Origin of the sequence: Rhodococcus globerulus NBRC 14531, from assembly GCF_001894805.1 — a bacterium.
In the GTDB taxonomy this organism is placed as follows: Bacteria; Actinomycetota; Actinomycetes; order Mycobacteriales; family Mycobacteriaceae; genus Rhodococcus_F; species Rhodococcus_F globerula.
Genome location: NZ_BCWX01000002.1, coordinates 675044 through 701653 on the forward strand (window position 1 = coordinate 675044; position 26610 = coordinate 701653).

At 62.0% G+C, this 26610-nt stretch carries 26 protein-coding genes; 12 read left to right on the forward strand and 14 right to left on the reverse strand.

Annotation, left to right across the window (positions count from 1 at the left end; all coding sequences use genetic code 11):
• Positions 1 to 58: 58 nt before the first annotated feature.
• Together RG2_RS11710 and ppgK are read right to left on the reverse strand one after the other, a co-directional pair.
• Entirely contained in the window at positions 59 to 1504 is a 1446-nt protein-coding gene (locus tag RG2_RS11710; protein ID WP_202025569.1) for an RNA polymerase sigma factor, read from the reverse strand.
• 112 nt (positions 1505 to 1616) lie between these two features.
• Complete coding sequence (gene ppgK, locus RG2_RS11715) at positions 1617 to 2360, reverse strand: polyphosphate--glucose phosphotransferase (protein ID WP_033234779.1); 744 nt, start codon at positions 2358 to 2360, stop codon at positions 1617 to 1619.
• 95 nt (positions 2361 to 2455) lie between these two features.
• On the opposite strand from ppgK, the gene RG2_RS11720 reads away from it, so the two are divergent.
• Positions 2456 to 3385: an inositol monophosphatase family protein gene (locus tag RG2_RS11720; RefSeq protein ID WP_051730544.1), complete on the forward strand. Its 930-nt coding sequence runs from the start codon at positions 2456 to 2458 to the stop codon at positions 3383 to 3385.
• Here the strand turns inward: RG2_RS11720 and cei are convergent.
• Positions 3375 to 4055: an envelope integrity protein Cei gene (gene cei / locus RG2_RS11725; protein ID WP_033234778.1), complete on the reverse strand. Its 681-nt coding sequence runs from the start codon at positions 4053 to 4055 to the stop codon at positions 3375 to 3377. The two genes, RG2_RS11720 and cei, sit on opposite strands and share 11 nt — an antisense overlap.
• Before the next feature lie 535 nt (positions 4056 to 4590).
• Here cei and RG2_RS11730 point away from each other — a divergent pair.
• A complete protein-coding gene (locus RG2_RS11730) occupies positions 4591 to 4893 on the forward strand; it encodes a DUF4193 domain-containing protein (protein ID WP_003942593.1) in 303 nt (100 codons plus the stop codon).
• A gap of 98 nt (positions 4894 to 4991) precedes the next feature.
• Here RG2_RS11730 and RG2_RS11735 read toward each other — a convergent pair whose 3' ends face one another.
• Entirely contained in the window at positions 4992 to 5492 is a 501-nt protein-coding gene (locus tag RG2_RS11735) for a DUF3093 domain-containing protein (RefSeq protein ID WP_033234777.1), read from the reverse strand.
• A 93-nt stretch (positions 5493 to 5585) separates the two neighbouring features.
• On the opposite strand from RG2_RS11735, the gene dut reads away from it, so the two are divergent.
• Entirely contained in the window at positions 5586 to 6080 is a 495-nt protein-coding gene (gene dut, locus RG2_RS11740) for a dUTP diphosphatase (protein WP_033234988.1), read from the forward strand.
• 3 nt (positions 6081 to 6083) lie between these two features.
• Positions 6084 to 6911: a DUF3710 domain-containing protein gene (locus RG2_RS11745; protein ID WP_033234776.1), complete on the forward strand. Its 828-nt coding sequence runs from the start codon at positions 6084 to 6086 to the stop codon at positions 6909 to 6911.
• On the opposite strand, the gene RG2_RS11750 is transcribed toward RG2_RS11745, so the two are convergent.
• Positions 6905 to 7651, reverse strand: a complete 747-nt coding sequence (locus RG2_RS11750) for an alpha/beta fold hydrolase (protein ID WP_051730543.1) — start codon at positions 7649 to 7651, stop codon at positions 6905 to 6907. The two genes, RG2_RS11745 and RG2_RS11750, sit on opposite strands and share 7 nt — an antisense overlap.
• A 137-nt stretch (positions 7652 to 7788) precedes the next feature.
• On the opposite strand from RG2_RS11750, the gene RG2_RS11755 reads away from it, so the two are divergent.
• Together RG2_RS11755 and RG2_RS11760 are read left to right on the forward strand one after the other, a co-directional pair.
• Complete coding sequence (locus RG2_RS11755) at positions 7789 to 8163, forward strand: OB-fold nucleic acid binding domain-containing protein (protein WP_033234775.1); 375 nt, start codon at positions 7789 to 7791, stop codon at positions 8161 to 8163.
• A gap of 66 nt (positions 8164 to 8229) precedes the next feature.
• Positions 8230 to 8907: a DUF3159 domain-containing protein gene (locus RG2_RS11760; RefSeq protein WP_033234774.1), complete on the forward strand. Its 678-nt coding sequence runs from the start codon at positions 8230 to 8232 to the stop codon at positions 8905 to 8907.
• On the opposite strand, the gene RG2_RS11765 is transcribed toward RG2_RS11760, so the two are convergent.
• From RG2_RS11765 to RG2_RS11775, 3 genes are all read right to left on the reverse strand, one after another.
• Complete coding sequence (locus tag RG2_RS11765; protein WP_033234773.1) at positions 8900 to 9193, reverse strand: GNAT family N-acetyltransferase; 294 nt, start codon at positions 9191 to 9193, stop codon at positions 8900 to 8902. The genes RG2_RS11760 and RG2_RS11765 overlap by 8 nt on opposite strands.
• A gap of 50 nt (positions 9194 to 9243) precedes the next feature.
• Complete coding sequence (locus tag RG2_RS11770) at positions 9244 to 9906, reverse strand: potassium channel family protein (protein WP_033234772.1); 663 nt, start codon at positions 9904 to 9906, stop codon at positions 9244 to 9246.
• Between the two features lie 78 nt (positions 9907 to 9984).
• Positions 9985 to 10650 carry a potassium channel family protein gene (locus RG2_RS11775; protein WP_033234771.1) on the reverse strand — a complete coding sequence of 222 codons (666 nt, stop codon included), beginning with the start codon at positions 10648 to 10650 and terminating at the stop codon, positions 9985 to 9987.
• Positions 10651 to 10821: 171 nt separating this feature from the next.
• Here RG2_RS11775 and RG2_RS11780 point away from each other — a divergent pair, with 171 nt between their 5' ends.
• The 4 genes from RG2_RS11780 to RG2_RS11795 all read left to right on the forward strand — a co-directional run bounded on the left by RG2_RS11780 (position 10822) and on the right by RG2_RS11795 (position 16388).
• Positions 10822 to 12816 carry an APC family permease gene (locus tag RG2_RS11780; RefSeq protein ID WP_033234770.1) on the forward strand — a complete coding sequence of 665 codons (1995 nt, stop codon included), beginning with the start codon at positions 10822 to 10824 and terminating at the stop codon, positions 12814 to 12816.
• A 34-nt stretch (positions 12817 to 12850) separates the two neighbouring features.
• Positions 12851 to 14125: a class I SAM-dependent RNA methyltransferase gene (locus tag RG2_RS11785; RefSeq protein WP_033234769.1), complete on the forward strand. Its 1275-nt coding sequence runs from the start codon at positions 12851 to 12853 to the stop codon at positions 14123 to 14125.
• A gap of 150 nt (positions 14126 to 14275) precedes the next feature.
• Positions 14276 to 14782, forward strand: a complete 507-nt coding sequence (locus RG2_RS11790; RefSeq protein WP_033234768.1) for a MarR family winged helix-turn-helix transcriptional regulator — start codon at positions 14276 to 14278, stop codon at positions 14780 to 14782.
• A gap of 4 nt (positions 14783 to 14786) precedes the next feature.
• On the forward strand, positions 14787 to 16388 hold the full coding sequence (locus RG2_RS11795; RefSeq protein WP_051730542.1) for an MDR family MFS transporter: 1602 nt from the start codon (positions 14787 to 14789) through the stop codon (positions 16386 to 16388).
• Here RG2_RS11795 and RG2_RS11800 read toward each other — a convergent pair whose 3' ends face one another.
• The gene (locus tag RG2_RS11800; protein ID WP_033234766.1) at positions 16389 to 17057 is read right to left on the reverse strand and encodes an SIMPL domain-containing protein; all 669 of its coding nucleotides are present in this window, start codon (positions 17055 to 17057) and stop codon (positions 16389 to 16391) included.
• Positions 17058 to 17070: 13 nt separating this feature from the next.
• Positions 17071 to 18894, reverse strand: coding sequence for a glutaminase A (glsA, locus tag RG2_RS11805; protein ID WP_033234765.1), 1824 nt, complete (start codon positions 18892 to 18894; stop codon positions 17071 to 17073).
• A gap of 252 nt (positions 18895 to 19146) precedes the next feature.
• Between glsA and dxs the strand changes: the two genes are divergently transcribed.
• Positions 19147 to 21084, forward strand: a complete 1938-nt coding sequence (gene dxs, locus RG2_RS11810) for a 1-deoxy-D-xylulose-5-phosphate synthase (RefSeq protein WP_033234764.1) — start codon at positions 19147 to 19149, stop codon at positions 21082 to 21084.
• Between the two features lie 77 nt (positions 21085 to 21161).
• Here the strand turns inward: dxs and RG2_RS11815 are convergent, their stop codons facing one another.
• The 4 genes from RG2_RS11815 to RG2_RS11830 all read right to left on the reverse strand — a co-directional run bounded on the left by RG2_RS11815 (position 21162) and on the right by RG2_RS11830 (position 25680).
• Complete coding sequence (locus tag RG2_RS11815; RefSeq protein ID WP_033234763.1) at positions 21162 to 22604, reverse strand: sugar porter family MFS transporter; 1443 nt, start codon at positions 22602 to 22604, stop codon at positions 21162 to 21164.
• A gap of 158 nt (positions 22605 to 22762) precedes the next feature.
• Entirely contained in the window at positions 22763 to 23233 is a 471-nt protein-coding gene (locus tag RG2_RS11820) for an SRPBCC family protein (protein ID WP_033234762.1), read from the reverse strand.
• A 46-nt stretch (positions 23234 to 23279) separates the two neighbouring features.
• A complete protein-coding gene (locus RG2_RS11825; RefSeq protein ID WP_033234986.1) occupies positions 23280 to 24293 on the reverse strand; it encodes an iron-siderophore ABC transporter substrate-binding protein in 1014 nt (337 codons plus the stop codon).
• Between the two features lie 49 nt (positions 24294 to 24342).
• The gene (locus RG2_RS11830; RefSeq protein WP_051730568.1) at positions 24343 to 25680 is read right to left on the reverse strand and encodes a lipase family protein; all 1338 of its coding nucleotides are present in this window, start codon (positions 25678 to 25680) and stop codon (positions 24343 to 24345) included.
• A gap of 339 nt (positions 25681 to 26019) precedes the next feature.
• Between RG2_RS11830 and RG2_RS11835 the strand changes: the two genes are divergently transcribed.
• The gene (locus RG2_RS11835) at positions 26020 to 26571 is read left to right on the forward strand and encodes a TetR/AcrR family transcriptional regulator (protein WP_033234761.1); all 552 of its coding nucleotides are present in this window, start codon (positions 26020 to 26022) and stop codon (positions 26569 to 26571) included.
• Positions 26572 to 26610: the final 39 nt, after the last annotated feature.

Genomic DNA, 26610 nt, shown 5'->3' on the forward strand with positions numbered 1-26610 from the left:
GAAAAAGAGCCGCTCCCCGAAGAACAGGGGAGCGGCTCTTTTTGTGGAGCTGGTGTGACTAGTCGAGGTAGTCGCGCAGTACCTGCGAACGCGACGGGTGGCGCAGCTTCGACATCGTCTTCGATTCGATCTGGCGAATACGCTCACGCGTGACGCCGTAGACCTGTCCGATTTCGTCTAAAGTCCTCGGCTGGCCGTCGGTGAGGCCGAAGCGCAGGCGAACCACGCCGGCTTCGCGCTCGGACAGCGTCTCGAGGACCGACTGCAGCTGATCCTGCAGCAAGGTGAACGAGACGGCGTCAACCGCGACAACAGCTTCGGAGTCTTCGATGAAGTCACCGAGCTGGCTGTCGCCCTCGTCGCCGATGGTCTGGTCGAGAGAGATGGGCTCACGCGCGTACTGCTGGATTTCCAGCACCTTCTCCGGCGTGATGTCCATTTCCTTGGCGAGCTCTTCCGGCGTGGGCTCACGGCCCAGGTCCTGGAGCAGCTCTCGCTGGATACGGCCGAGCTTGTTGATGACCTCCACCATGTGCACCGGGATACGGATGGTGCGTGCCTGGTCGGCCATTGCGCGGGTGATGGCCTGACGGATCCACCACGTTGCGTAGGTCGAGAACTTGTAGCCCTTGGTGTAGTCGAACTTCTCGACTGCACGGATCAGGCCCAGGTTGCCTTCCTGGATGAGGTCCAGGAACGCCATGCCGCGGCCCGTGTATCGCTTCGCGAGCGAGACGACGAGTCGGAGGTTGGCTTCGAGGAGGTGGTTCTTGGCGCGATTGCCGTCGCGGCAGATCCAGCTCATGTCGCGGCGCTGAGCTGCAGGCAGCTTTTCGCCCTTGTCAGCAAGATCCTGCATGATCTGCACGGCGTACAGACCGGCTTCGATGCGTTTGGCGAGTTCGACTTCCTCTTCGGCGTTGAGGAGTGCGACCTTGCCGATCTGCTTGAGGTAGGCGCGAACGGAGTCGGCGGACGCCGTGAGTTCGGCATCCTTACGAGCCTGACGAAGTGCCTCGGACTCTTCCTCGTCCCAGACGAAGTCGCCGGACGCTTTGTCCTTGTCGGTCGGTTCCTCGGTGGCGGGCTCTTCATCCTCGCCGACTGCGACGACCTCGACCTCTTCGAGGTCTCCGTCCGTGATGTCGATGTCTTCCAACTCGACGTCGCCGTCTTCTACATCAGGATCCCCAGCCTTCTTGGGGCCTGCCTTCTTTGCTGCGGCCTTCTTCGCCGGAGCTTTCTTGGCGGGGGCCTTCTTAGCTGCTGCCTTCTTGGCGGGGGCCTTCTTCGCCGGTGCCTTCTTGGCGGCCGGAGCTGTGACGGTGGCCGCCTCCACGGCTGAAGATTGTGGCTCTGACTCTGATGGAGAATCAGCAGTCTGACGTGTATCGGTGGCTGCCACGTACGCCCTTTCGTGACGGTGTCGTGCGGCGTCACGCCAGAGTGGTGATCCGGCGGAGAGGTCAATGGTTGTGGCCGGCGCGCAGCCGGACTCCACCATTGTAACGACTCTCAGGAAACTCTTACGTCACGACGGGCGTTAACGGCTTTTTTCGGACCGGATTAACCCCTTGTTTCACCTTTTCACTTGGCCCATCGCCAGCGGAATCACCCTAAATTTTTGATGCGGCGAGGGCGGCGCCTGCGATTCCGGCGGTGTTCAGGAGTGCGGCCGGAACGACTGGCGTGCGGTTGGTCAGCAGCGGAATCCACTTCTCGTGTTTGCGACTGATCCCGCCGCCGGCGATGAACAAATCGGGCCAAGTCAGATCCTCGATCGTGGTGAGCACCTTCGAGACCTCGACGGCCCAGTGCTTGTAGCTCAGCTCTTTTTTCTCCTTCACCGACGACGCAGCTCGATGTTCGGCTTCCTTGCCGTCGACTTGGAGGTGGCCGAACTCGGTGTTGGGCAACAGAACTCCGTTGTGCAGAATCGCCGACCCGATGCCGGTTCCGAAGGTCAGCAAGATGACAACCCCGGACGCGTCCTTGCCGGCGCCGTAGGTGTCTTCGGCGATACCTGCGGCATCGGCGTCGTTCAGAACGGTGACGGCCCGGCCGCCGAGAGCCTTGCCGAACAGTGCAACAGCGTCGGTTCCGATCCAGGACTTGTCGATGTTGGCGGCGCTGCGAGCGACGCCACCGGTGACGACCGACGGCAGGGTGATGCCGACCGGTCCGGCCCAGCCGGCTTGCTCGACGATCTGCGTCACAGTCGTGGCGATTGCCTCGGGAGTCGAGGGTTGCGGGGTCAGGATCTTGATGCGCTCACCGATCATCTCGCCGGTGCTCAGATCGATGAGAGCGCCCTTGACTCCACTGCCGCCTACATCGATTCCGAAACCTGTCGTTGTCATCGTCCTGCGCTCCTGAGGGCTCGAATTCGAATGTCGCGATCTGACCGAATCAAACACTAACCCGATTGGGTACGCGTGGTGCGGCGCAACGAGGGATGTGTTGCGATGGTGGTGTGCGCCCACAAGAGATTTCCCTGTCCGAGTTGTCCACGGATTCGCTCGATCCTGCCGAACTGAGAGTGGTGGCGGTGGCCGTCGCGGAACGCGCTGCTGCGCACGTTCGCGCCCGTCGTCCGGAAGTGTTCGGCGTCGTCGGTTCGGGTGAGAGCGAGAACGGTTCCGACGCCGGAACCGTTGCGGCCAAGAGCACACCGACCGACCCGGTGACGATCGTCGACACCGAGACGGAACAGGTGATCCGGGATCTGCTTGCGACGCTGCGGCCGCACGATTCGATTCTCGGTGAGGAAGGTGGCGGAGACGCAGGCGACGTCGTAGGGGTCCGCTGGGTTGTCGATCCCATCGACGGAACTGTGAACTTCCTCTACGGAGTTCCGGCGTTCGCGGTGTCGGTAGCGGTGCAGATCGACGGAGTTTCCGTGGCCGGCGCGGTAGTCGATGTGTCTGCAGGGGCGACGTATTCGGCGCACCGCGGTGGCGGCGCCACGATGACCACCGAGGACGGTCCGGTCAGTGAGCTCGCCGCCAACCCGGTGACCGAGCTGTCAATGGCTTTGGTGGCTACAGGTTTCGGATACGGCGCTCAGCGACGCAAGGCACAAGGGCGGTTCATCGCGGAGATTTTGCCCCAGGTGCGCGACATCAGGCGGATCGGTTCTGCGGCGCTGGATTTGTGCATGGTGGCGACCGGTCGCGTCGATACCCATTTCGAGCACGGACTGAGCCCATGGGATTGGGCTGCCGGTTCGTTGATCGCCGAGGAAGCCGGTGCCGTGATCTGCATTCCGGGCCCGAATTCGACGTCTGCGGCGGGCGACATCGTCTACGCGTGCGCCCCGGGGATCGCCGACGAGTTCGCGGCGATGCTCACCGCATGCGGTGCGGACCGCCCGATCAGCACCTAGCGGTTCGCGCCGCCTTCAGGAGATCGATGTCCATTGCCGCGGCTTCGGCATTCGCGGGTTGCTCGGCGAGGGCGCGGAGCACCTCGCCGGCATCGGTGTTGGGGGAGACCTTGCTGAAGTACGTGCCCAGCGCAAAATCGACCGTGTCGTCGGTCCGGCCGTCCCTGATCAGTTCTGCACACGGAGCGACCAGCCACACGGCACTGGCCGCAGCGATTCCGTTCTCCCCGAAGCGGATCTGGCCCTGGCATTGCATGTTCTGATCAACGTAGACCGGGTCGTTGCCCACTTGTACGTCTGGAGCGCTGGCAAAGCCGTAGTCCTTCAGCTGGGCGGCTACCTGCGAGGCCTGACCGCTTTCACCGTTGGCGTTGAAGACTCGAACCTTGGTCGCAGCCAGCGGCGCCGGTTCCACGTCGAGCAGCGTGGTTCGGTCCACAACCGAACCGAGGGGCATCGGTTGTGGGGCGGCCGGATCGGACGATGCCTGCGGGCGATTGCAGGCGACCGTATCGCTGATTTTTGCGTCAGCCGTGAGGATCTTGATCCACAGCGCGCTGCCGAGGACGGCGAGTACCGCGAACACCGCGACGACCGGCCACACCCGTCGGCGCCGGAACGGACGACCTCGGTCGTCGGTCGCGCTGCCTTCGGTGATCAGAGAAACCACGGTATCCCTCGACTTTCTGGACGAGTTGGAGCTTCGTCGTCAAGCCGAGCAGAGCGGGCGTGACGTTCGGTGCCTACCTTAGAGGGCGCGCGGTTCAATCCCGTTCAGGTGTGTGGTGACTGGCCGTCAACCGAATTTCGCCGAGTTGATACGTCGGTGCTGCTGCGGTGATACCGCGGTGATTTCAGGGGAGTTTTCGGGGTCGAAGATCACAAAATGCTGTGTAGTTGGTGACGATTCGCAGACTTTTTTCGGAAATGACCGAATGGGTTACTACTTTCGCGCTTACTTCGGCTACTGTCTGGCGGCCCAGGTCGTTCGACTGGGCGTCGGCTCCATGCCGTAATGACAACCAAATGAGGCACAGATCACGTTCTCGGGAGAAGTTTCCGGGCACTTTTCCACCCGCTGCCACGTTGTGCAGCGACAGGGAATGATCTCCATGCCACGGCGGTTTCCATGCGCATGACGGGATCTACCGGATTCCAGGCGTTCATGGGACCGGGATACACGAGAAGGATGAGGGGTAAGCGACATGGCAACTGACTACGACGCACCGAGGCGTACAGAGTCCGACGAGGTTTCGGAGGATTCGCTCGAAGAGCTGAAGGCGCGGCGCAACGAGGCGCAGTCGGCTGTCGTCGATATCGACGAGACCGACACTGCAGAATCCTTCGAGCTGCCCGGTGCAGACCTTTCCGGCGAAGAGCTGTCGGTTCGGGTCGTTCCGAAGCAGGCCGACGAGTTCACGTGTTCGAGTTGCTTCCTGGTGCATCACCGCAGCCGTCTGGCGAGCGATGCAAACGGACAGCTCGTGTGCATGGACTGCGCAGCCTGATAGTTCTTCGCAGCTTTACATTGCGTCCCGACGGTCGACCCGATGTCTTCGGGTCGACCGAGGGATCAAGGCGGTCGTGAGACCGCCTACTACTTTGCTCAGTCTTCGCTGAGAGCTTTGACCAGTGCTTCGGGTCGACGTGAGCTCACGAGCCAGTACGGCGTCGGATCTTCCGGATCATCGAGGACGATCAAGACCATGGTCTTGACCCACGGTCGGTGCTGGACAAAAGCAGACGGGTCGAGCTGGCGACCCATCGCGGCACTCTTTGCCGAAGCAGGTACAGCAGCGGCGCGTGAGATCAGATTCACTGGAATGTGCGCTCGGCCAACATGCAATTCCTTGACCCCGCCGGTTTCGACAACCTCGACGCGGGTGCGGCTGAGCCAGAACGACAGCCAGATCGGGATGGGTAGCAGCACCACGTACGCGAGCAGCGACACCAGGCCCGGGCGCCCCATGTGGACTTCCGCTGCCAGGAGCGCGGCCACGGCGATTCCGGCGATCCACCACCCGATGGGCAGCCAGAGGCGCTCGGAATAGAGCGTCGTGGACGCAGGGGCTGTGGTAGCGACGTCAGGTCGAGATGTTTCGGGCACGAGTCAAGGATAGTCCGTCTCGCGCAGTGGTCCTCTAGGTGCTCCGCGCCCGGTAGTCCTCTCTCCAGTCTGCGCCGAGTAGTCTTGGCCGACGTGAGCGATCATCTCTCCATCGCCTTGAAGCGACTGGACCCAGACCTGCCGGTTCCGCAGCGTGCACATCCCGGTGATGCCGGTGTGGATCTGTGCTCCACCAGCGATGTCACTATCGAGCCCGGCCGCCGTACCCTCGTTGGTACGGGTATTGCGATTGCCTTGCCGGTCGGCACTGTCGGACTCATCCATCCGCGTTCCGGACTTGCCGCAAAATCGGGTTTGTCCATCGTGAATGCGCCGGGCACCGTGGATGCAGGTTATCGAGGCGAGCTCAAGGTGTGTCTGATCAATCTCGACCCGGACACAGCGGTCGAGATTCGTCGCGGCGACCGAATTGCGCAGCTCGTGGTTCAGCGCGTCGAACTGCCGGTATTCGAGGAAGTGGAGTCGCTCGACGACACCGCCCGAGGTACCGGTGGATATGGTTCGAGCGGCGGACACGCGATACTCGACACCGATGCAGGTGTGAGTCCTGTCGTAGAGGGAGTCTGAAACATGTTCGGACGTAAGAAGAAGTCAGATGTAGACGAGGAACCGACAGGTTTCTTCGAGGACGAGGATGTCGACCAGGTCGACGAATCCGACGACGCAGACGACACGGTGAGCGAAGAGTCCGAGGGCCCGTACGACATCGCGGACATCGAGTCCGACGATCCGACTGCCGGTCGGAACGGTCAGCGACTCGATCTCGGTTCTGTTCTGGTTCCGATGCCTCCTGGCGGCCAACTGCAGGTGGAGATGGCGCCAAACGGGTCACCCCAGGCCGTGCACCTGGTCACCGAACACGGACGGGTCACTGTCGCCGCCTACGCGGCACCGAAATCGCCTGGCCAGTGGCGTGAGGTTGTCGCCGAACTGGCGCAGTCCTTGCGAGACGACAATTCGCCGGTCAGCATCGAGAACGGTCCGTGGGGTCGCGAACTGGTCGCGGAGACCGCTGCCATGGATTTGCGTTTCATCGGTGTCGACGGTCCGCGGTGGATGGTTCGGTGTGTTGTGGCCGGTCCGAGTGGATCGACAGCCGCCGGCGCGCCGCTGGTTGCTATTGCGCGCGACATTCTGCGCGATACCGTCGTCAATCGCGGAGCGGAGCCACATCCGGTGCGGACTCCGCTGCCGGTGGTGCTGCCGCAGGCGTTGGCCGAGCAGCTCGCTGCCGCGCATGAGCAGCAGATGGTCGCGCAGCAGCAGGCCGCAGCTCAGCAACAAGTCGATCAGCAGATCGCTGCGAGCCAGCAGGTGCAGCAACAGCCGCCCACGCCGCCGGTCCCGCCGCAGCGCCGGGGCGAATCCGGTTCTGCCATGCAGCAATTGGGTCAGTAACTCACGTTTACTTCAGGCGCTCGCGGCGGTTGAGAGAATCCGGCCGCCGTGAGCGCCTCGAGGCAGGTGGCCCCGAGTATCGCGGCGTCGTGGCCGATCTGGTCGAGCTCGAGTGTGCCCACTTCGGCGCGGGGGAGCGCGGCCGCCCATTCGTAGCCGACGGTCGCCGGATGAACCGGATCGTCGAGCGCTATCGCGATTCCGACCGGAACGTCGATCTCCGTAAGAGCTGGTTCGGTCAGCGAGCAATACGTCGCGGCTTCGTCGAGAGCCGCCGGCAGATCCGGCCACTGCGAACGCCACGAACGTTCCAGTTCGCGTCCCAGCCAGGCCGGGCTGGAGGCGAGCATCGCTGCAATGACCGATTCCAGACCTTCGCTGCGCAGCTGTGACGAGGTGAACCGTGCGCTCGCCGCTGCCGGTGCGTGATCGGGTGCTCCAGTCCACGGTGGCAACGCCGCCAATACTCCCGACGTCTTGTCCGGATTGAGCGCTGCCCACTGCAAGGCGACGGCAGCACCGATGGACACACCACCGACAAGGATTTTCCCGTATTCGGTGGCTGCGGCATCCATCGCGTCGAGGTAGCTGCCGACGACACGCCGAGGGTCCGGTTCGATTGCGACGGTGCGCACACTTCGAGCGCTGAGCGGCCCGCGGAACGCGTGGTCCACGAAGTGTGCGTCAGAGCCCGTACCAGGGAGAACGACGGCAACGGACGGTGAATGTGTGAGCGCCATTACCTGATCTTGCCTGGTGCCCCGAGATCGCCGATCGACCGGTGTGGTTACCCGCTCGTAATGGGGCTACAGTGGCGAACACACAGCCCTTCCGTGACGCGAAACCCGTGCGTCACATTTGTTCGCAGGAGCGCGCAATGGCACCCGCCGCCGCAGGATATTTTCGCCGACTGACTCGTCGCCTCACCGAGGATGTCGATCAGTTGGATGCACAGGAAATGACCGAGTCCATCGAGGCCGTGGGAGGCCGGAAAGCATGCGACTGTCGGCGCGGTGAAGAAGTCACGATGGAGGGTCGACTCCGTAGCGTCGACGCGTGTCCGAAGTCGGGCAATGCCAGTATCGAGGCGGAATTCTTCGACGGCACCGAGGTCATCAACCTCGTCTGGATCGGCCGCCGCCGCATTCCGGGCATCGAGACCGGCAAGACCATCCTGATCCGTGGCCGCGTCGGCGAGCGGGACGGGCGCAAGGCAATCTTCAATCCGTACTACGAGCTGCGCGGCGAGTAGCCGCAGCCGTAGGACCAGACACAGCGCATTTGCCGCATAACGCGGCGCGTGTGGCACCCTCGACAGGTGAGCGAACCCAAACAGCAATCGGTGATGGACCAACTCGGTGGAGTGAGTGGTCTCGTCTACACGTCGCTGCCGATTCTGATCTTTGTTCCGGTCAACAGCATCTGGAACCTCACCGCTGCCATCTGGGCGGCAGTGGGCGTGGCCGTGCTGATCGCAGCGTGGCGCGTCTTCCGTAAAGAGTCGATCCAGCCGGCAATTTCAGGCGTTTTCGGTGTCGCCGTATCGGCGTTCATCGCGCACCGCACCGGAGATGCGAAGGGCTACTTCCTCTTCGGGATTTACACGAGCCTCGCCTATGGTGCCGCATTTGTAGTGTCGATACTGATTCGCTGGCCCCTGGTCGGCATCATCTGGGGTTTTCTCAACGGTCACGGCAACCTGTGGCGTCGACACAAAGGCGCGGTGCGGGCTTACGACATCGCTACCGCGGCATGGGCGTTGGTGTTCGGCGCCCGGTACGTCGTGCAGTCGCAGTTGTACGACACAGATCACACGGGTTGGCTCGCGGTGGCACGTATCGCGATGGGGTGGCCGCTCGCCGGCCTGGCGTTTGTGGTCACCATTTGGGCTGTGCGCAAGGCAGATCGGATTGTCGAGCCCCCGCCTACCGAGAGCGATATCGAAGCGGTAGGCGAGGAGCCAGGCGATCAGCCGGATCAGCGCGACGTCAGCTGACCAGATCCTGATACTCGGGGTGCTTGCCGACGAACTTCACGACGTACGGGCACACCGGGTGTACTTTCAGCCCGCGTGATCGCAGTTGGTCCAGTGCGCCGCTCACCAGGATTGCTGCCAATCCGAATCCCTCGAAACGGGGATAGATCTCGGTGTGATTGAACGAGAGCACGTCGCCGGCAGTGGTGTAGTCCTCGATCCCGGCAAGCTCGCCGTCGACGTGAATCTCGAAGCGGCTCTGAGCCGGATTGTCGACGACAACGGTATTTTCGGGTGCAGCGGCCATGATTATCCCTTTCGTTGTGTGATGTCGGTGTCAGGCGTCGAGGCTCGTTGTCAGGCGTCGAGACGCAGCGCCGTTCGGAGCTGGTCCTCGGTGTCGATAGCCGCGACGAAAAGAAGTTCGTCGCCGCCTTCGATCGGGTCGTCGAGTTCGGGAACGATGACGCGGCCTCCGCGCAGGATCGTCACGAGCGCGCAGTCTCGGGGGAGTTCGAGCCGCTTGACGGGCTTGCCGGCGAGGGGAGTGTTGTCTGGCAGGGTGATCTCGACGAGGTTGGCCTGCCCCTGACGCAGAGTCATGAGTTTGACCAAGTCGCCGACCGAGACGGCCTCTTCGACCAGCGATGCCAGCATCCGGGGGGTGGAAACGGCGACGTCGACGCCCCACGACTCGTCGAACAGCCATTCGTTTCGCGGATCGTTGACGCGGGCGACAACGCGGCGCACGCCGAATTCCGTTTTTGCGAGCAAGCTCAGTACGAGGTTGGCTTTGTCGTCACCGGTTGCGGAGATCACCACCTCGTACTCCTCCAGCGAGGCCTCCTCGAGTCGGCTGAGCTCACAGGCATCGGCATGTACCCAGGTGGCTTCGGGCACTGACTCGGGTTCGACGTGTTCGATCTTGCGTTCGATCAGCATGACGTCGTGGTTACTGCGAATCAGCTCGCGCGCAATGGAGCGACCTACGGCACCTGCGCCGGCGATGGCGACCTTCACCTGGAACTTCCAATCACGTTGTGGTGCATCATGTTTTCGGGCAGTGCGGTCGGGTGTGACGTGTGCATAGCAGCCGCCTCAGTCGTCGCTCGGCGGCGGATTGCCGGCAAGTGCGATCGCTTCGGCGACGGTGCCGGACACCGCTGCGATGTACACCTGGTCGTCGGCTTGGATGACGGTCTTGCGATCGGGGAGAACGCCGGTACCGAAGCGGATGATGAATGCCACCCGGGAATTGGTCGCGCCTTCGAGAACCGAGATGGATTTACCGGCCCAATCCTCGTGTAGCGCAAGTTCGGTGATCGCGACGTTTCCCGACGGATCGCGCCACTTTGCCGTCTGGCTTTCCTTGGTCAACGTGTGCAGGAACCGGTCGGTCGACCATGGAACTGTTGCCACGGTGGGGATGCCGAGGCGCTCGTACACAGCGGCGCGCTTCGCGTCGTAGATTCGTGCGACGACGCGTTCGACACCAAAAGTCTCGCGCGCGACCCGGGCCGCGATGATGTTGGAATTATCACCCGACGAGACTGCCGCGAAGGCGTCGGCGCGCTCGATGCCTGATCGAATCAGTACGTCGCGGTCGAAACCCATGCCGAGGACTGTGGTTCCCGGGAAATCATGGTCGAGACGCAGAAATGCACTCTGATCGCGGTCGATGACCGCAACTTCGTGTCCGATCCTGGTCAGGGACGCGGCGAGGGAAGATCCCACACGACCGCATCCCATGATGACGACATACACGACCTACTCCGTTCATGGACTTTCGACGCGATTGCACGCCGAAACGAACCGTACATCGCTGAGCGGGAAGAGCAAGTCTCGACTGGCGCAATTCCGTTGTGATTGCGGGGATGACGGTGCAGTTCTACGGCGGATGACTCCATTTCAGGCTCGACGGCTTACGCTTTGGACGTGTCTAAGCTCTCGACCGCGACCAAGCGGCTCTTGCTCGGCCGGCCGTTCCGAAGTGACAAACTCGGGCACACGCTGCTACCCAAGCGGATTGCGCTCCCTGTGTTCGCGTCCGACGCCATGTCGTCCGTTGCCTATGCCCCCGAAGAAATCTTCCTGGTTCTCTCCGTTGCGGGCATTTCGGCGTACGCCTACACGCCGTGGATCGGCCTGTCGGTCGCCATCGTGATGGCTGTCGTGGTGGCGAGCTACCGCCAGAACGTCCACGCGTATCCGTCCGGTGGTGGTGACTACGAGGTGGCGACGGTCAATCTCGGGCCGACAGCGGGCTTGACCGTGGGCAGCGCGCTGATGGTCGACTACGTGCTCACTGTTGCTGTATCGATCTCGTCAGCGGCGTCCAACATCGGTTCGGCACTGCCGTTCGTGGCTCAGCACAAGGTGTTGTTCGCGGTGGCGGCGATCGTCCTGCTGACGGCGGTGAACCTACGCGGCATCCGGGAGTCGGGAACTGCATTCGCGATTCCGACCTACGCCTTCATCGTCGGGATGTTCTTGATGTTGGCGTGGGGGTTCTTCCGGATCTACGTGCTCGGTGAAGATGTTCACGCGGAATCGTCGTCGTTCACACTCAATGCCGAGGACTCGCATCTGTACGGAATTGCCTTCGCGTTCCTGATCGCGCGCGCGTTTTCCTCGGGTTGTGCCGCGCTGACCGGCGTCGAGGCAATCAGCAACGGTGTGCCGGCCTTCCAGAAGCCGAAGTCGCGCAATGCTGCCACGACCTTGCTGCTGCTCGGTTCGATCGCCATCGTCTTGCTGATGGGCATCATCATCCTGGCTCAAAAGATCGGCATCGTCTACGCCCACAATCCGGCAGAACAGCTGGTCGGCGCTCCTGAGGGTTACCACCAGAAGACACTGATCGCGCAGATCGCCGAAGCTGTGTTCAACGGATTCCCGATCGGATTCTTCTTCATCGCGATTGTCACCGCGCTGATCCTCGTGCTGGCAGCGAACACCGCGTTCAACGGATTCCCCGTCCTCGCATCCATCCTGGCTCAGGATCGCTATCTGCCACGTCAGTTGCACACTCGCGGCGACCGCCTGGCATTCAGCAACGGCATTTTGTTCCTGTCGGCTGCAGCCATCGCGTTTGTGGTCATCTTCGGCGCTGAGGTCACCAAGCTGATCCAGCTGTACATCGTCGGTGTCTTCGTCTCGTTCGTGCTCAGTCAGACCGGCATGATCAAGCACTGGACGCGCCACCTGAAGTCCGAGACGGACAAGGCACAGCGCGCTCGTATGCAGCGGTCGCGGGTCATCAACTCGATCGGTCTCGCGATGACCGGTGCCGTGCTGATCATCGTTCTGATCACCAAGTTCGCAGCGGGTGCCTGGATCGCAATCGTCGCGATGGTGGCCATCTTCGGCGTGATGAAGCTGATCAGACGCCACTACGACAGCGTTGCCGCCGAACTCGAGGAGCAGGAGTGGGACGGTGTGCTTCCCAGCCGCACGCACTCGATCGTGCTTGTCTCGAAGCTGCACATGCCGACGATGCGCGCCCTGGCCTATGCGCGAGCAACACGACCGGACACGCTCGAGGCAATCACCGTCAACGTCGACGAACCTGACACCCGCGCGCTCGTTCGGCAGTGGGAGAAGAGCGACGTGACGGTGCCGCTCAAGGTGATCGAGTCGCCGTACCGCGAAATTACGAAGCCGGTTCTCGACTACGTCAAGCGAGTGCGACGTGACGCACCCCGTGACGTGGTCACCGTGTTCATCCCCGAGTACGTGGTCGGCCATTGGTGGGAGCAGATCCTGCACAACCAGAGCGCATTGCGACTCAAGAGCCGTTTGCTCTTCCAGCCCGGCGTCATGGTGACGAGTGTTCCGTGGCAGTTGAGTTCGTCGGCAAAGGCCAAACCCCTCGATATCGAGAAGACAGCCGGCGCTACTCGTCGTGGTTACGACGCCGGAGAAAAATGATTGATCAAGAAGATGGAACGGCAGGCGTAGTTCGTTGAGTGAGAATTGGACCGGGCAGACCTTCGAGGCCGAACTGGGCAAGCCCGGTCACGGCGGGTTTGTTGTTGCCCGCCACGAGGGGCGTGTGGTGTTCGTCCGTCACGGCTTGCCAGGGGAGCGGGCACTGGTTCGCGTTACCGAGGACAAGGGCGGATCGTTTGCGCGCGCCGACGCGGTATCCATTCTCGAGGCGTCGCCGCATCGGATCGACCCGACGTGCCCTATCGCCGGACCCGGAGGAGCAGGTTGCTGCGACTACTCGCATGCCGATCTGCAGATCCAGCGAGAGATGAAATCTCTGGTGGTGGCCGAGCAGTTGCAGAGATTGGCCGGCGTCGAACGCGACGTGCAGGTTGAGGAACTGCCGGGCACCGGCGACGGCACCGGGTGGCGGACTCGCGTTCGGCTCGCCGTTGACGGAAACGGTGAGGCGGGGTATCACGCGTTTCGCAGCAATCACATTGTCACGGACCTGCGATGCACCCAGATCGAGGAACGTGCCTACGACGGATTGGCCGGAGATCAGTGGTCTCCGGGCAGTGAACTGCAGGTGGTCCTCGACGCCACCGGTGCCAGGCATGTGGTCGAGATCAGTGCGCCCACCATCGCGAAGGCGGGGCGCCGTGCGCCCGGTCGGCGCGGGGCGACGGCTCGCCGTGCTGCGAGCAGCGGCCCGCGGAAAACTCGTGTTGCGATCGGTAATGACACCGTGCGTGAGCGCGTGGGAACCCGCGAGTGGGAATTGTCCGCGACGGGCTTCTGGCAGGCGCATCGTGGTGCCGCGCAAGCATATTCAGATGTTGTGCGAGACTGGGCCGGTGTCGGCTCCGGTGCTACCGCGTGGGATCTGTACGGCGGGGTCGGAGTGTTCGCGGCGGTACTGGCCGATCTTGTCGGATCGGATGGCGTCGTGGAATCCGTGGAGTTGTCGGCGCGGGCAACATCGGACGGCCGGGCAGCGTTGTCCGATCTGGAGCAGGTCCGATTCCACACTGACCGGGTGGAGAAGATCGTCGCAAGCGCGTCATTGTCTTCCGCGCCGGGTGTGATTGTTCTCGATCCGCCGCGAGCGGGCGCCGGCCGACCGGTGGTGGAGGCGATCGCGTCGACCGGCACCGAACGTGTGATTCATATCGGGTGTGATCCGGCATCGTTCGGCCGGGATATCGGTCTGTATCTCGAGCAGGGATTCCGCATCGGTGGACTCCGTGCCTTCGACGCCTTTCCCCAAACACATCATGTGGAATGCATAGCTCTGCTCGAGCGTTGATCACTGTCAGGGTCTGATCGCTGTCGGTTAGCTGATTCCCGAATCGGGTGTGACCCTTATCGCGTCGCCAGAGGTTGCTTGAGCTATGCAACTAAATGTATAGTTGCGTTCTGCAAGTAGTTTTCGCGTAGATCGTTGTCAGGGGTTCTCATGTCAGTGCAGCCGGATACGGCCCAAGCTCTTGTCGACACGGTTTTCCTGTTCGGCAGATCCTTGCGGGCCGTGGTGACGCACAGCGCTGAAAGCGTGTTGCCCCCGGCGCTGATCAGTGTGTTGTTCATGCTGGCAGCTAAAGGGGAGTGCAGACAGAACGAGCTGGCAGTAGACCTCTGTGTCAGCCAGTCCTCGCTCAGTCGGCAGATGTCCGATCTCGTGGATGCCGGGTATGTCGAGCGAAGTCCCGACCCCGCAGACAAGCGAGCGTTCCGGATCCGGGTCTCGGACGAGGGGCACAGCGTTCTCGAGGAAACGAAACAACGGCGAGCGGCGCGATTGCGCAGCATGCTCGAAGACTGGAGCCAGGAAGAGGCCATGGCCGCAGTGTCATCGCTACAACGTCTCAACGAGACGTTCGGCGCAGCGCTCCATCGTCAGGCCTCACCTGCAGTCCCGCACCCGGCCTTGCCGGTCGCGGGCGTAGAAACTATTGGGAGATAAGCACATGTCAGCCACAGTTGGAGAAACTCGGGCTAGTACCGAGAGCAGTGCGATGACGCACAGCGAAATTTTGAAAGTCCTCACCGGCCTCATCGCGGCACTCTTTACCGCGCTGCTGAGCAGCACCATCGTCTCGACGGCTCTCCCGACCATCATCGGTGAATTGCACGGAACGCAGACGCAGTACGCCTGGATCATCACGGCGGCACTGCTCGCGACGGCCGCGTCGACGCCCATCTGGGGCAAATTGTCTGACCTCTTCAACAAGAAGTTGCTGGTCCAGACGTCGATCGTGATCTTCGTGGTCGGTTCCATCATCGCCGGCGCAGCGCATAACGTGCCGCTGCTTCTTGGCGCCCGCGTGATTCAGGGCATCGGCATGGGTGGTTTGACTGCCCTCGTCGTGGCCATCATCGGCTCCATCATTCCGCCGCGTGATCGTGGTCGGTACTCCGGCTACATGGGTGCTGCCATGGCTGTCTCGATGTCCGGTGGACCCGTTCTCGGCGGTGTCATCGTCGACACGGTCGGTTGGCGCTGGTGCTTCTACGTGTGTGTTCCGTTGGCAGTCATCGCACTGTTCCTCCTGCAGCGCACATTGCACATCGAGACCGAGAAGAAGGAAAACGTCTCCATCGACTGGTTGGGTGCCACCTTGCTCACCGCCGGTGTCAGCGTTCTGCTGATCTGGGTTTCCTTCGCCGGTCAGGATGACTACTACGCCTGGTTCTCGATGCAGTCGCTGTACTTCGTCTTCGGTGGACTTGCCTTGCTGGCTCTGACGATGTTCGTCGAATCCAAGGTCAAGGATCCGATCCTGCCGATCAAGATCATCACCGAGCGCACCACCGCGTTGGCAATCATCGCGTCGGTCGCAGTGGGTGTCGGCCTGTTCGGTGCGACGACCTTCCTGACGCAGTACTTCCAGACAGCTCGCGGTTTCGATCCGACGGCAGCCGGACTGCTCACCATCCCCATGGTGGCAGGCATGCTCGTCGCCTCGGTCGGCTCGGGTCAGATGATCACCAAATTCGGTCAGTGGAAGCCGTTCGTTGTTTCCGGCGCAGTGCTGCTGCTCATCGGTTTCGGTCTGCTCTCGACGATCGACCACGCGACCAACCTGTGGACCATCGGAATCTTCATGGCCATCGTCGGTTTGGGCACCGGCATGCTGATGCAGAACATCGTGCTCGCGGTCCAGAACACCGTCAGCGTCGAAAACATCGGCGCGGCAAGCAGTATCGTTGCGTTCTTCCGTACCTTCGGTGGTGCGATCGGCGTGTCGGTACTGGGTTCCATCCTGGCAAGTCGCGTCGGCACCCTGACCAAGGAATCCGTGTCCGCACTGCCGCCCGAGCAGCAGATGGTTGCAGGCAAGAGCTTGCAGGACGGACTCGACCTGAACAACATGCCCGACTTCGTCGGACAGATCGTTCGATTCGCGTACGGCGACGCAACGGGACGCATCTTCCTGGTCGCAGCCGTTGTTGCCATCGTCACCTTGGTAGCGGTTTCCTTCATCCCGAACCGGGCACTGCGGACCACGATCGACATCGTTGTACCCGAGGCGGACGAGGTCAACCTCGAAAAGTCGGCTTCACGCTGATCACGCCATAGACCATCGAACACGGAGCGAGATCGTTTCCTCGATCTCACCGTGTTCGACGGCCAGCGGAGCAGAATCTGCCCGAGCCGCGGCAAATACACCGTGCACCGGGACCATCTGGTCGGCGCCCTCGACAATCTCGAGGGTGTCGACCAGATTTTTCCGTGCCAGGGCCGCGAACTGTGCGGCCTTTGATTGTGCTGACGCCCAGGCAGATTCGCGGGCGAGCTCGGCCAGCGCCGTTCGATCCTCGAGGTCGAATGCCACGCTGTCGAGTCGGATCGCGTCGCCGGAGGCGGACACACAATCAGCGATAACGGCGGCGGGAGAATGCGAGCTGTTCGCACTCAACTCGCGCACTACTATTCGAAATGTCGTCGACGCAGTGAACCCGGTGGTTTCTGCTCGGCCGCCGTCCACCCACTGAGTCTGCGGGTGGATGCTCAATCCTGTTGTCACGAGGTCGGCTCCGCGGATGCCGTGTGCGTGCAGTACGTCCGTCAATGCGGTCGAGTGCCTGGCCAGGGCACCGAACGCGTCGGCAACTGCCGGGTCTGTCACCGAGATGCCAATCGACAACCGGGCAATGTCGGGAGTGGCTGTTGCGCGGCCGATTCCACTGACCGTCACGCTGGTCGCGTCCGACTGTTCCGAATGCGTGAAGGTCATTGGGCTTCTCCGATCAGATGCGTCCTGCGCCGATAACGCTGCGCAAGGTCATGTCGAGTTGTTCGTACGCGCCCGATGCCAGGCTCTCGAGCAGCGCAAGTTTGAGTTCCGGTGCCGCAGAGGTCAGTTCGTTGTACCGCGCAGTCGTGAGGACAGCCACAACCACAGTGGTGTCGGCCCGGACGTCGTTGAGGAACCGGGAGTTCAGGAACATCGTCATCTCGCCGAACGTCATTCCGGCGGACAACGTCGCGATCCGGTGCGTGAGGCCTTGAACGTCGGTGAACGTCGTGCTGACCTGTCCTTGCAGAATCAAATAGAACCCTGACGCCGCATCACCGCGGCGGGCGATAGTTTCGCCCCTGGCATACGTTCGGCTCTCGAGCTGAGACACGAAGGCAGACACCTGTTTCGGTGACAACGCGTCGAGGACGGGGTGATCCTCGATCGACATGCTCGCCGGCTGACGCTGCTGTGAGCAGTGGAGCGTCAGGAGAGCGTCCTCGCACCACGCCATCGCCGCGTCGAGGTCGGCAAAAACCCGTCCGCCGCGTTGCGCGGGATTGATGCTCGAACTTGCCTGTCCGAGAAGCCCGCTCGGATCCACCAATGCCACGGCGCAACCCTTGTCGGCCAGTTGGGTCCGCAGAGCCGTGATCATGCGAATCGCCACGTCGCTGGCGTCGTCGACCCGTCGTACGTCGATCACGACCACTTCGAGTCCTTCGTCCACCGAACCGATCTCGCGCACGGCGGACTCCGCGCCGGTGAACAGGAGATCGCCGTGCAGTTCGTAGATCCGGCTCCGCTTGCCGACGTCTTCGAGAACAGCCTGTTCGGTGGGTGTGCGCCTGACTCGGGAAGGAGCCTGAGTCACGTTATAGCGCGCGCGGATCGACGACCTCGACGCCCGCGTCACATGGAGGAAGTGAAGTTCCAACTCCTTGGACAGCGCCTTTGCCGCGGCCACACCACGAACGCTGTTTCCGTGAGCATCGAGTCTGGGGGAGTAGACGGCGATCCCGATCTGCCCGGGAAGAACTGCCATGACGCCGCCGCCGACGCCACTCTTGGCGGGTAACCCCACTTCGACCAGCCACTTCCCGGCGCCGTCGTACATTCCACACGTCGACATGACGCTGAGGACCTGTTCGACGCCGACGGCGGTGAGTGCGCGCTCGCGGGTCAACGGATTGACGCCGTTGTTGGCCATCGTCGCGGCCATCAGGCTCAGGTCGCGGCACGTCACGTCGATGGAGCACTGACGGAAGTACAGGTCGACGGCGTCGTTGGGGTCGCCGGAGATCACATCGAACGAGCGCAGCATGTGTCCGATCGCGCGATTGCGATGTCCGGTGCGCGCTTCGGATTCGTAGACGGCTTCGTTGAACGGCAACTCCCGGCCTGCGTAACGCGAATATGCTGCGCGAATTCGTTCGAAGCGGGTTGCTTGATCTGCACCCGTCACCAGCGAGGCCGCGGTGATCGCGCCCGCGTTGATCATCGGATTCCGTGGTCGCTCGGTGAGGGGATCGAGGCTGATCTCGTTGAACGGCTCACCGGACGGTTCGACGTCGATCTTGGCGTCGACGGCCTCGGCACCGCGATCAGCGAGAGCGAGTGCGTACGTGAACGGCTTGGAGATCGACTGGATCGTGAAGGGATGTCGGGAATCGCCGATTTCGTAGACGTATCCGTCGATGGTGGCGAGGCAGATCCCGAACGAATCGGGGGCGACGGCAGCAAGTTCGGGTATGTAGTCGGCGACTTCTCCGGCATCGAGTGATCGGACGTCGTCGAAGACTCGGGCGATCAGATCGTCAACCACGTTTCCCATAGGATGACTGTAGGCGGACGAGTTCGACAATTTGTGGTCGCCGAGCGGATGTCTACAAGACCGGCCATCCGTTTTGTCTGTGATTGCAGTCACGGACCGCCGCCCCGGTGGTGCTGTAACTCGAAGTTATAGGTGAATACCGCCGAGTCCGCGTGTCGGTTCGCTGAGTCGCTCCGTAGACTGACAGAACTGTCGTACAGACAGCCGCGGCGCGCACCGGTGCAGCTGTGAAGCACGGAAGGAGCGATCTCGTTGGGTGTTCTTGCCCGCATTCAAGGTCCTGACGATCTACGTCAGTTGAGCCACGCCGAGGTTTCGGAGTTGGCTGACGAGATTCGTGAGTTCCTGGTGCAGAAGGTCGCTGCCACCGGTGGTCACCTCGGCCCCAATCTCGGGGTTGTCGAGCTGACCCTTGCCCTGCATCGAATTTTCGATTCTCCGCAAGATGCCATCATCTTCGACACCGGGCATCAGGCGTATGTCCACAAGATCCTGACCGGACGCAAGGATCAGTTCGAGACCTTGCGCAAGCAGGGTGGTTTGTCTGGGTACCCCTGCCGTGCCGAGAGTGAGCACGACTGGGTCGAGTCCTCCCACGCTTCAGCTGCACTGTCTTATGCCGACGGTTTGGCAAAGGCGTTTGCGCTGACCGGTCAAGATCGACACGTTGTCGCCGTTGTCGGTGACGGTGCGCTCACCGGCGGAATGTGTTGGGAAGCCCTCAACAACATCGCGGCCGGCAAGGATCGTTCCGTAGTGATCGTCGTCAACGACAACGGTCGTTCGTATGCGCCTACCATCGGCGGACTTGCCGATCACCTTTCTGCGCTGCGTACCGCTCCGAGCTACGAGCGGGCCCTCGACAACGGTCGCAGGATGGTCAAGAAGCTTCCCTGGGTGGGTCGCGCTGCTTACTCGGTACTGCACGGAATGAAGGCCGGTCTCAAGGACGCGGTCAGCCCGCAGGTCATGTTCACCGACCTCGGCATCAAGTACCTCGGCCCTGTCGACGGCCATGACGAGCAGGCCATGGAATCGGCGTTGCGCCGGGCCAAGGCATACGGCGGACCGGTGATCGTTCATGCCGTCACCCGTAAAGGCAACGGTTACGCGCACGCCGAGAACGACATCGCGGATCAGATGCACGCAACCGGGGTCATCGACCCCGTGACCGGTCGCTCCGACAAGACGCCGGCACTCGACTGGACATCAGTTTTCTCCGCCGAGTTGATCGAGCAGGCTTCGCGCCGCGAGGACATCGTGGCGATCACCGCCGCGATGGCCGGCCCGACAGGCCTGGCCGCGTTCGCGGAGAAGTTCCCCGACCGCATGTTCGACGTCGGTATCGCGGAGCAGCATGCGATGACGTCGGCAGCTGGATTGGCGCTCGGCGGATTGCACCCGGTGGTCGCTATTTACGCGACCTTCCTCAACCGTGCCTTCGATCAGCTGCTCATGGATGTTGCGCTCCTGAAGCAGCCGGTCACGGTAGTTCTCGACCGTGCCGGCGTCACCGGGGTCGACGGCGCCAGCCACAACGGGGTTTGGGACTTGTCCCTGCTCGGTATCATTCCCGGAATTCGTGTTGCGGCTCCACGTGACGCCGTCACGCTCCGTGAAGAATTGGACGAAGCACTCAAGGTCGACGACGGTCCCACCGTCGTCCGGTTCCCGAAGGGCGCTGTCCCCGAGGGGATTCCGGCGATCAAGCGGCTCGACGGAATTGACGTGCTTCGCGAGTCCGACGGAGATCGCGGCGATGTGCTCCTCGTTGCCGTCGGACCATTTGCCTCCTTGGCCCTCGCGATCGCCGATCGTCTCGACAAGCAGGGCATCGCGGTGACCGTTGTCGATCCGCGTTGGGTTCTGCCCGTCTCGGACGCATTGGTCAAGGTTGCCGACAAGTTCGCGCTGGTTGTCACTCTCGAAGACGGCGGGGTGCACGGCGGTATCGGATCGACGGTTTCCGCAGCGTTGCGGGCTGCGGGTGTTCACACCGCGTGCCGCGACATGGGTGTGCCGCAGCAGTTCCTTGATCACGCCTCCCGTGAAGCCATCCATCAGGAACTGGGTCTGACGGCGCAGGATCTGTCCCTGAAGATCACCGGTTGGGTGGCCAGCATGGGTGGCTCCGCGGTTCACGTTAACGGGGATGCGCCTGCACGTGGCGACGCCCCTGCCCAAGGCTGAGTAACGCTTCATACAGATCGGCACTACTGGAAATTGCTTCCCAGCAGTGCCGATACGTATATGAGCTGGTGCTGCAATTACTGCACCGATTCGAGTGTGCTGCCTCGAGTTTCCTTTACGAATCTCAGCACCACGAACAGGGACAGCAGTGCCATTACCGCGTAGGCGCCGTAGGTGAGCGACAGATTCCAATCGGCCAGCGACGGGAAGGTCCAGGACACCAGGAAGTTGGCGACCCAGTTTGCTGCAGTGGCGAGACCGACTGCGGTGGCGCGCACACGGTTGGGGAACATCTCGGAGATGAGGACCCAGACGACCGGTCCCCATGACAGCGCGAAGAAGAACACAAACGCGTTTGCACCGATGAGGGCGATGGTGGCGTTGGCGCCGCTGAGTGTCGCGACGGATTCGCCGATCTCGTTCTTTGTCACTGTTGCCGAATGGAAACAGATAGCCGCGGTGCCGAGTGAGATTGCCATACCGGCGGAACCGACCAGCAGCAACGGCTTTCGTCCGACGCGGTCGATGACGGCAATCGCGACGAAGGTGCCGACGATGTTGACCAGCGCACTGACGACGCTGATCAGGAGCGAGCGGTCTGCGCCGAATCCGACGGCCTGCCACAGCGTGCTGGAGTAATAGAAGATGACGTTGATTCCGACCAGCTGCTGGAGTGCTGCCAAGGCGATGCCGAGCCAGACCAGGTACGAGACACCGAGTCGTTTCGAAAAGAGCTCGCGCACAGTGGTTTTGGCCTGCTTGAGTTTGAGAGACTCGCGAATTTCGTTCATCCGGCCGGTGACGGCGTCATGGTCGCCGCCTTCGAGGTCGGAGATGATCTTGCGCGCCCGATCGTCCTTGCCTTGAGCGACGAGGAAGCGCGGAGACTCCGGGATCGTGGTGGTCATCACGAGATACAGAAGTGCAGGTACTGCCTCGAGCATCAGCATCCACTGCCAGGCTTCGAGGCCCGCGATCTGATTGCGCGCGCCACCGGCAGCGGCTTGCAGGGCGTAGTTGACCAACTGTGACACCGCAATTCCGAGCACGATGGCCAATTGATACATCGAACCGAGGCGGCCGCGGATAGCGGCCGGCGAGATCTCCGCGATGTATGCCGGCGCGATCACCGACGCAAAACCGACAGCGACGCCACCGACGATGCGCCAGAATGTCAGGTCGTAGACACTGAACGGAACGGCCGAACCGACGGCGCCGACAACAAAGAGCACTGCCGCGATCTGCATGACGCGGATGCGACCGAGTCGATCAGCTAGTGACCCCGCTATCCAAGCGCCCAATGCTGCGCCGAGCAGGGTCAGGGACACGGTCAGGCCGGTGGCACCTGCGCCGATGTCGTATTTGTCGCGGATCGCTCCGACGGCTCCGTTGATGACAGCTGTGTCGTATCCGAACAGGAATCCGCCGAGCGCGGCAGCGCCGGCAAAGAGAACTGCATGTCCGACGGCGGCGCGTGTAGCGCCGGAACCGCCACTGTCGGTGGTACCGCTGAATGCCATTCCTGCCCCCTCCGGGCCAAGTGAACGATGCCCCGCTGCGTCGTCCGCGTGTAAAAGCACTCTGGACGCTACGCCCACCACGCGCGATTTGGCGGTTAGTCGAGTCTTGTTATCCACCTGAGTTGTTCGGGACATTCATCGGCGACGCCGATCGCGCGTCAGGTTGATGCGATCCGTTCGGCCTTTGCGGCGAAGTCCGCGAGATCCGCAGCCATCATCTTTCGGGTGATTCGAAGCCCGAGGCGCCCGAATACAGCACCGAGGACTTTGGACACGGCCGACTGGGCTTCGGAAACACCGGCGAAGTTCATTTCGAGGAGCGTGCCGCCGGGTGCGGGCTTCAGCGTGAATCCGGACGTGTAGTCCATGCCGTTCGAATGTGCTTTCACCACAGTGCGAATGGGCGCCTCGACCTCCACGACCCACATTTCCTCGGATGCTTCCTTGCCCATCAGCTTGCGGGTTTCACGCCACCTGGTGCCCACGGCGTACCCCTCACCGGCAAGCCGTTCGATACGGGTTACGCCGGTGAGGGTGTCGACCGCGCCGTCGAGGTCGGTGACGACCTGCCACACGGTGTCCACGGGTGCATTGACAACTCTGGTCACGGAAGTAGCAAGTTCAGGCATGCGCAGAGCCTAGGTCGTGACACCGACAAGCGGGGGTTACTTACTGTCAGCCGGCGCGGTTGGCAGCTTCCGTCAACGACGGCGTTATCTGGTCGAGGACCCACGGGGTGCTCAGTACGTTGACGTTGCTGAGGCCGCCGATGACTCTGGTGTCGCTGAGGAAGACCGTCGATCCGCGCTTGACGGCGTCGAGTGCGCTGACCGCGGGAATGCTTGCCGGGTCGGTGGTTCCGTCGGTGAAGCCGACAATCACGTCGGCGTCGATGTCGGCGATGTTCTCGTAGGAGAGCGTCGTGAAGAACGACCCACCGGCATTGGCAGCGCCGAGCTTTTCGACGCCAGGAGCGTTGACAAACCCGAGTTCGTTCAACACCTGCACACGGGGATCCGTCGGGAGGTACACGTTGACGTTGCTGGCGTCGGTGTCGAAGTTGACGACGGCAATGGTCTTTCCGGCGTATTCGGGATGCGCAGCGGCAGTGTCGGCGAGAGTGGTGTCGAGGCCCTCGATCAATGCGTCGGCTTCGGTCGGCTTGCCTACGGCCTTTCCGACAATGCGTGTCTGGTCCTGCCAGGTTGTCTGCCACGCATCGCCGGGATAGGCGACAGTCGGCGCAACCTTGCTCAGCTGTTCGTAGACCGATTTCTCGAATCCTTCGTATGGGGCAAGGATCGCGTCGGGAGTCAGGGAAGCCACGATTTCGACGGGCGGCTCGCCAGTGGCCGGCATGTCGAACAGCGTGGTCTTGTCAGCGTCGAAGTATTCCTGTGCCCACGGCATCACTCCGTTGTCGTCGGCCCCGTATGTGTACTTGGGCTGTCCGACCGGAGTGAGACCGAGGGCGTAGAGGATGTCCTGAGCGTTCCAGCCGAGGGTGACCAACCGTTCCGGTTGGGTTTCGATCGTGGTGGTGCCGAAGACGTTGTCGATGCTGACCGGGAAACCCTCCGAGTTCGCCGGAGCAGACGAGGAGTCCGAATCGGATGAGCAGGCTACGAGTGCGGTGGCGGTGAGTGCAGCCAGACCCAGTGCTGCCCATCCGCGAACGGTAGTTTTCATGTAGGAAAGCCTAACCTGTTCCGGCGGCCTGAGAGCGACCTCTTCGGGATCAGTCGAACTGGCATCCACTCACCGGTACTCCATTGAAGCGATCGCGGAGGTAGTCGAATGCGTTGTTCGGGCCGAATCCGTCGATGATTTCCGGACCGAAGTGGTTAACAAAGGTTGTACCGGGTGCGATCGGTGGCAGGTCGTTGGTTCTGAAGGTGACCGTGGCACCGCGTGAGCACCACGACTGCGCAAGGCTGCGAGCCTGGGAATAGGGGATGGTGTCGTCGTTGATTCCGCTGGTCACGAGAACTGGAGACGTAGGCGTCAGGTTGCCGACCTGTTGTTCATCGAGAATCGTTGCCGCTTCAGGGATCTCGTCCAAGTGTGCAAGGAGGGGCCGGCCGTCGACCGTCAGTGCGTCGGTGCGCATGAAGGGGTGTTTCACGATGATGTCGCCGACACATTCGGTGGACAGTTGATCAAGAACCGCGCGCCCTTGCGGCGTGATTCGCTTGTCCAACGATGTATTCAGGTCAGGATAACGCGCGAGCAATCCGTTGATGTTGAATCCGACGACCCCGCCGATCAGGTTGCCGTCGATCTGTCCGAGTACCGATCGCAGATCAGCGGGAGGAGCGCCAGCCCAGGTTCCCGCGAGATTGAGTTCCGGTGCGTAGCTCGGCTGGAGTTCGGCCGCTGCTGCAGCCGCTCCGCCGCCCTGCGAGTATCCCCAGAAAGCCAAGGGAGTGTCGGAGCCGGTTCCACTGAGAATGTTCGCCGCCCGGGCGGCGTCGAGCATTGCGTGTGCTTCTTCGATTCGATTGACGTAGGTGTGGACGCCGGGGGTGCCCAGGCCGATGTAGTCGGTGACAAAAACGCGGGCCCCCAATGCATTCCAGGTTCCGGCGGAGAACAGTTCCTGATTTGCGGACATCGACAGTGGATCGGTTTGGATCAGCAGTGCGTCGGGAAAGGCACGCGATGGTGCGCACTGGTCGCCTTGGCCCATCGTGCCCGGTCCGATGACAACGGTTGGTCGCTCGCCGGTCCCTTGCCACGGCTTCGACGAGTCGATGTAGGTGCCCGTCACCGCGGCGGGCGTGCCGTCCTGGAGTCGTGATGTGTACATGACTCGTTGCGCCGGCGCGGGCCACGGACCGTTGTAGTCGGGTAGTGATGCCCGCAGGGTCATCGGTTCGGTGCGAATGACACTTCCGGGAACTTCTGGGAATTCCGCCGGCGGTTGATAAAACTCCGGGATCGCCGGAGCGGCAGCGGCTGGGTTGATCGCGGTGACGGTGCAGAGCGTCGTTGCGACGACGGACATGCCGACCACTGTGGCCATCCGGAGTCGTCGAGTGAGCGTGCGCCGAAATTCTGCGGACAACTTCTTCATGGAAGCCTCTCGATGCGTGTCGACGACAGCGCACGAGTTGCTGCGATCGACAGAAAGAAGTGTGAAAGACGGTCCTCGGCAGAGTCCCGCGTGCCGGATCGGAACGCCGTACGCATAGGTGCGGCAATCGATCTCGGCAGTGCTCGGAAAGTGTGGTGCGGAGCCCACCCCTATGAGCTACCGGCGAGTAACAACATAGCCGATAATTTCGTGAACTGGGTCACGAACGTGTGATTTCGCCCGAAAATCTTCACGAATGGTTCGAAAATCGTCGTGACCTGCGGCCTTGTTGCAATCCTGGTTTGGGTGAATCGGGTAGTAATAGGCGATAATTGTCCGGTGCGGTCGCAGCAGAAGATCTTGAACGCCACGCTTCGACTGATCGAGGGTGGCGGGTTCGAGGCCGTCAACATGGCGGCGATCGCTCATGAGGCCGGTGTGTCGCGCCAGACTGTCTACTCCAACTTCGGGTCCCGTGAAGAAGTGGTGTCGAAGGCGATGTCCGATCTTACGGTCGAGATGTTGAGTGGTATCAAGGCTCGACTGGCTACTGTGGAGAGCGCCTGCGAATACGTCGTCGAATTCATCGTGGCGTCGCGGGCCGAGGTGCGGGCTCACCCAGTGCTGACGACGTTGTTGCTCGCCGAACGGGGTGATCCGGTGTTCTCGGCGGAAATGATGGTACGTGCCAAACCTGTTGCACACGAGTTTCTTTCACCCATTGTCGAGCGAGGGCTCGCAACCGAGGAGGAGTTGGACGGCATTATCGAAATTGCCGTTCGACTGGGTTTGTCGGTCATCGCGTTCGACAGTGAGTCCATCCACTCCGACGACGATTTACGAACCTTTCTCACCCGCTGGCTTCAACCCGCAATGGGTTCCACAGCCTAGATATCAGCCTTCTCTTCAACTTTTCTTGACACTTTTCCG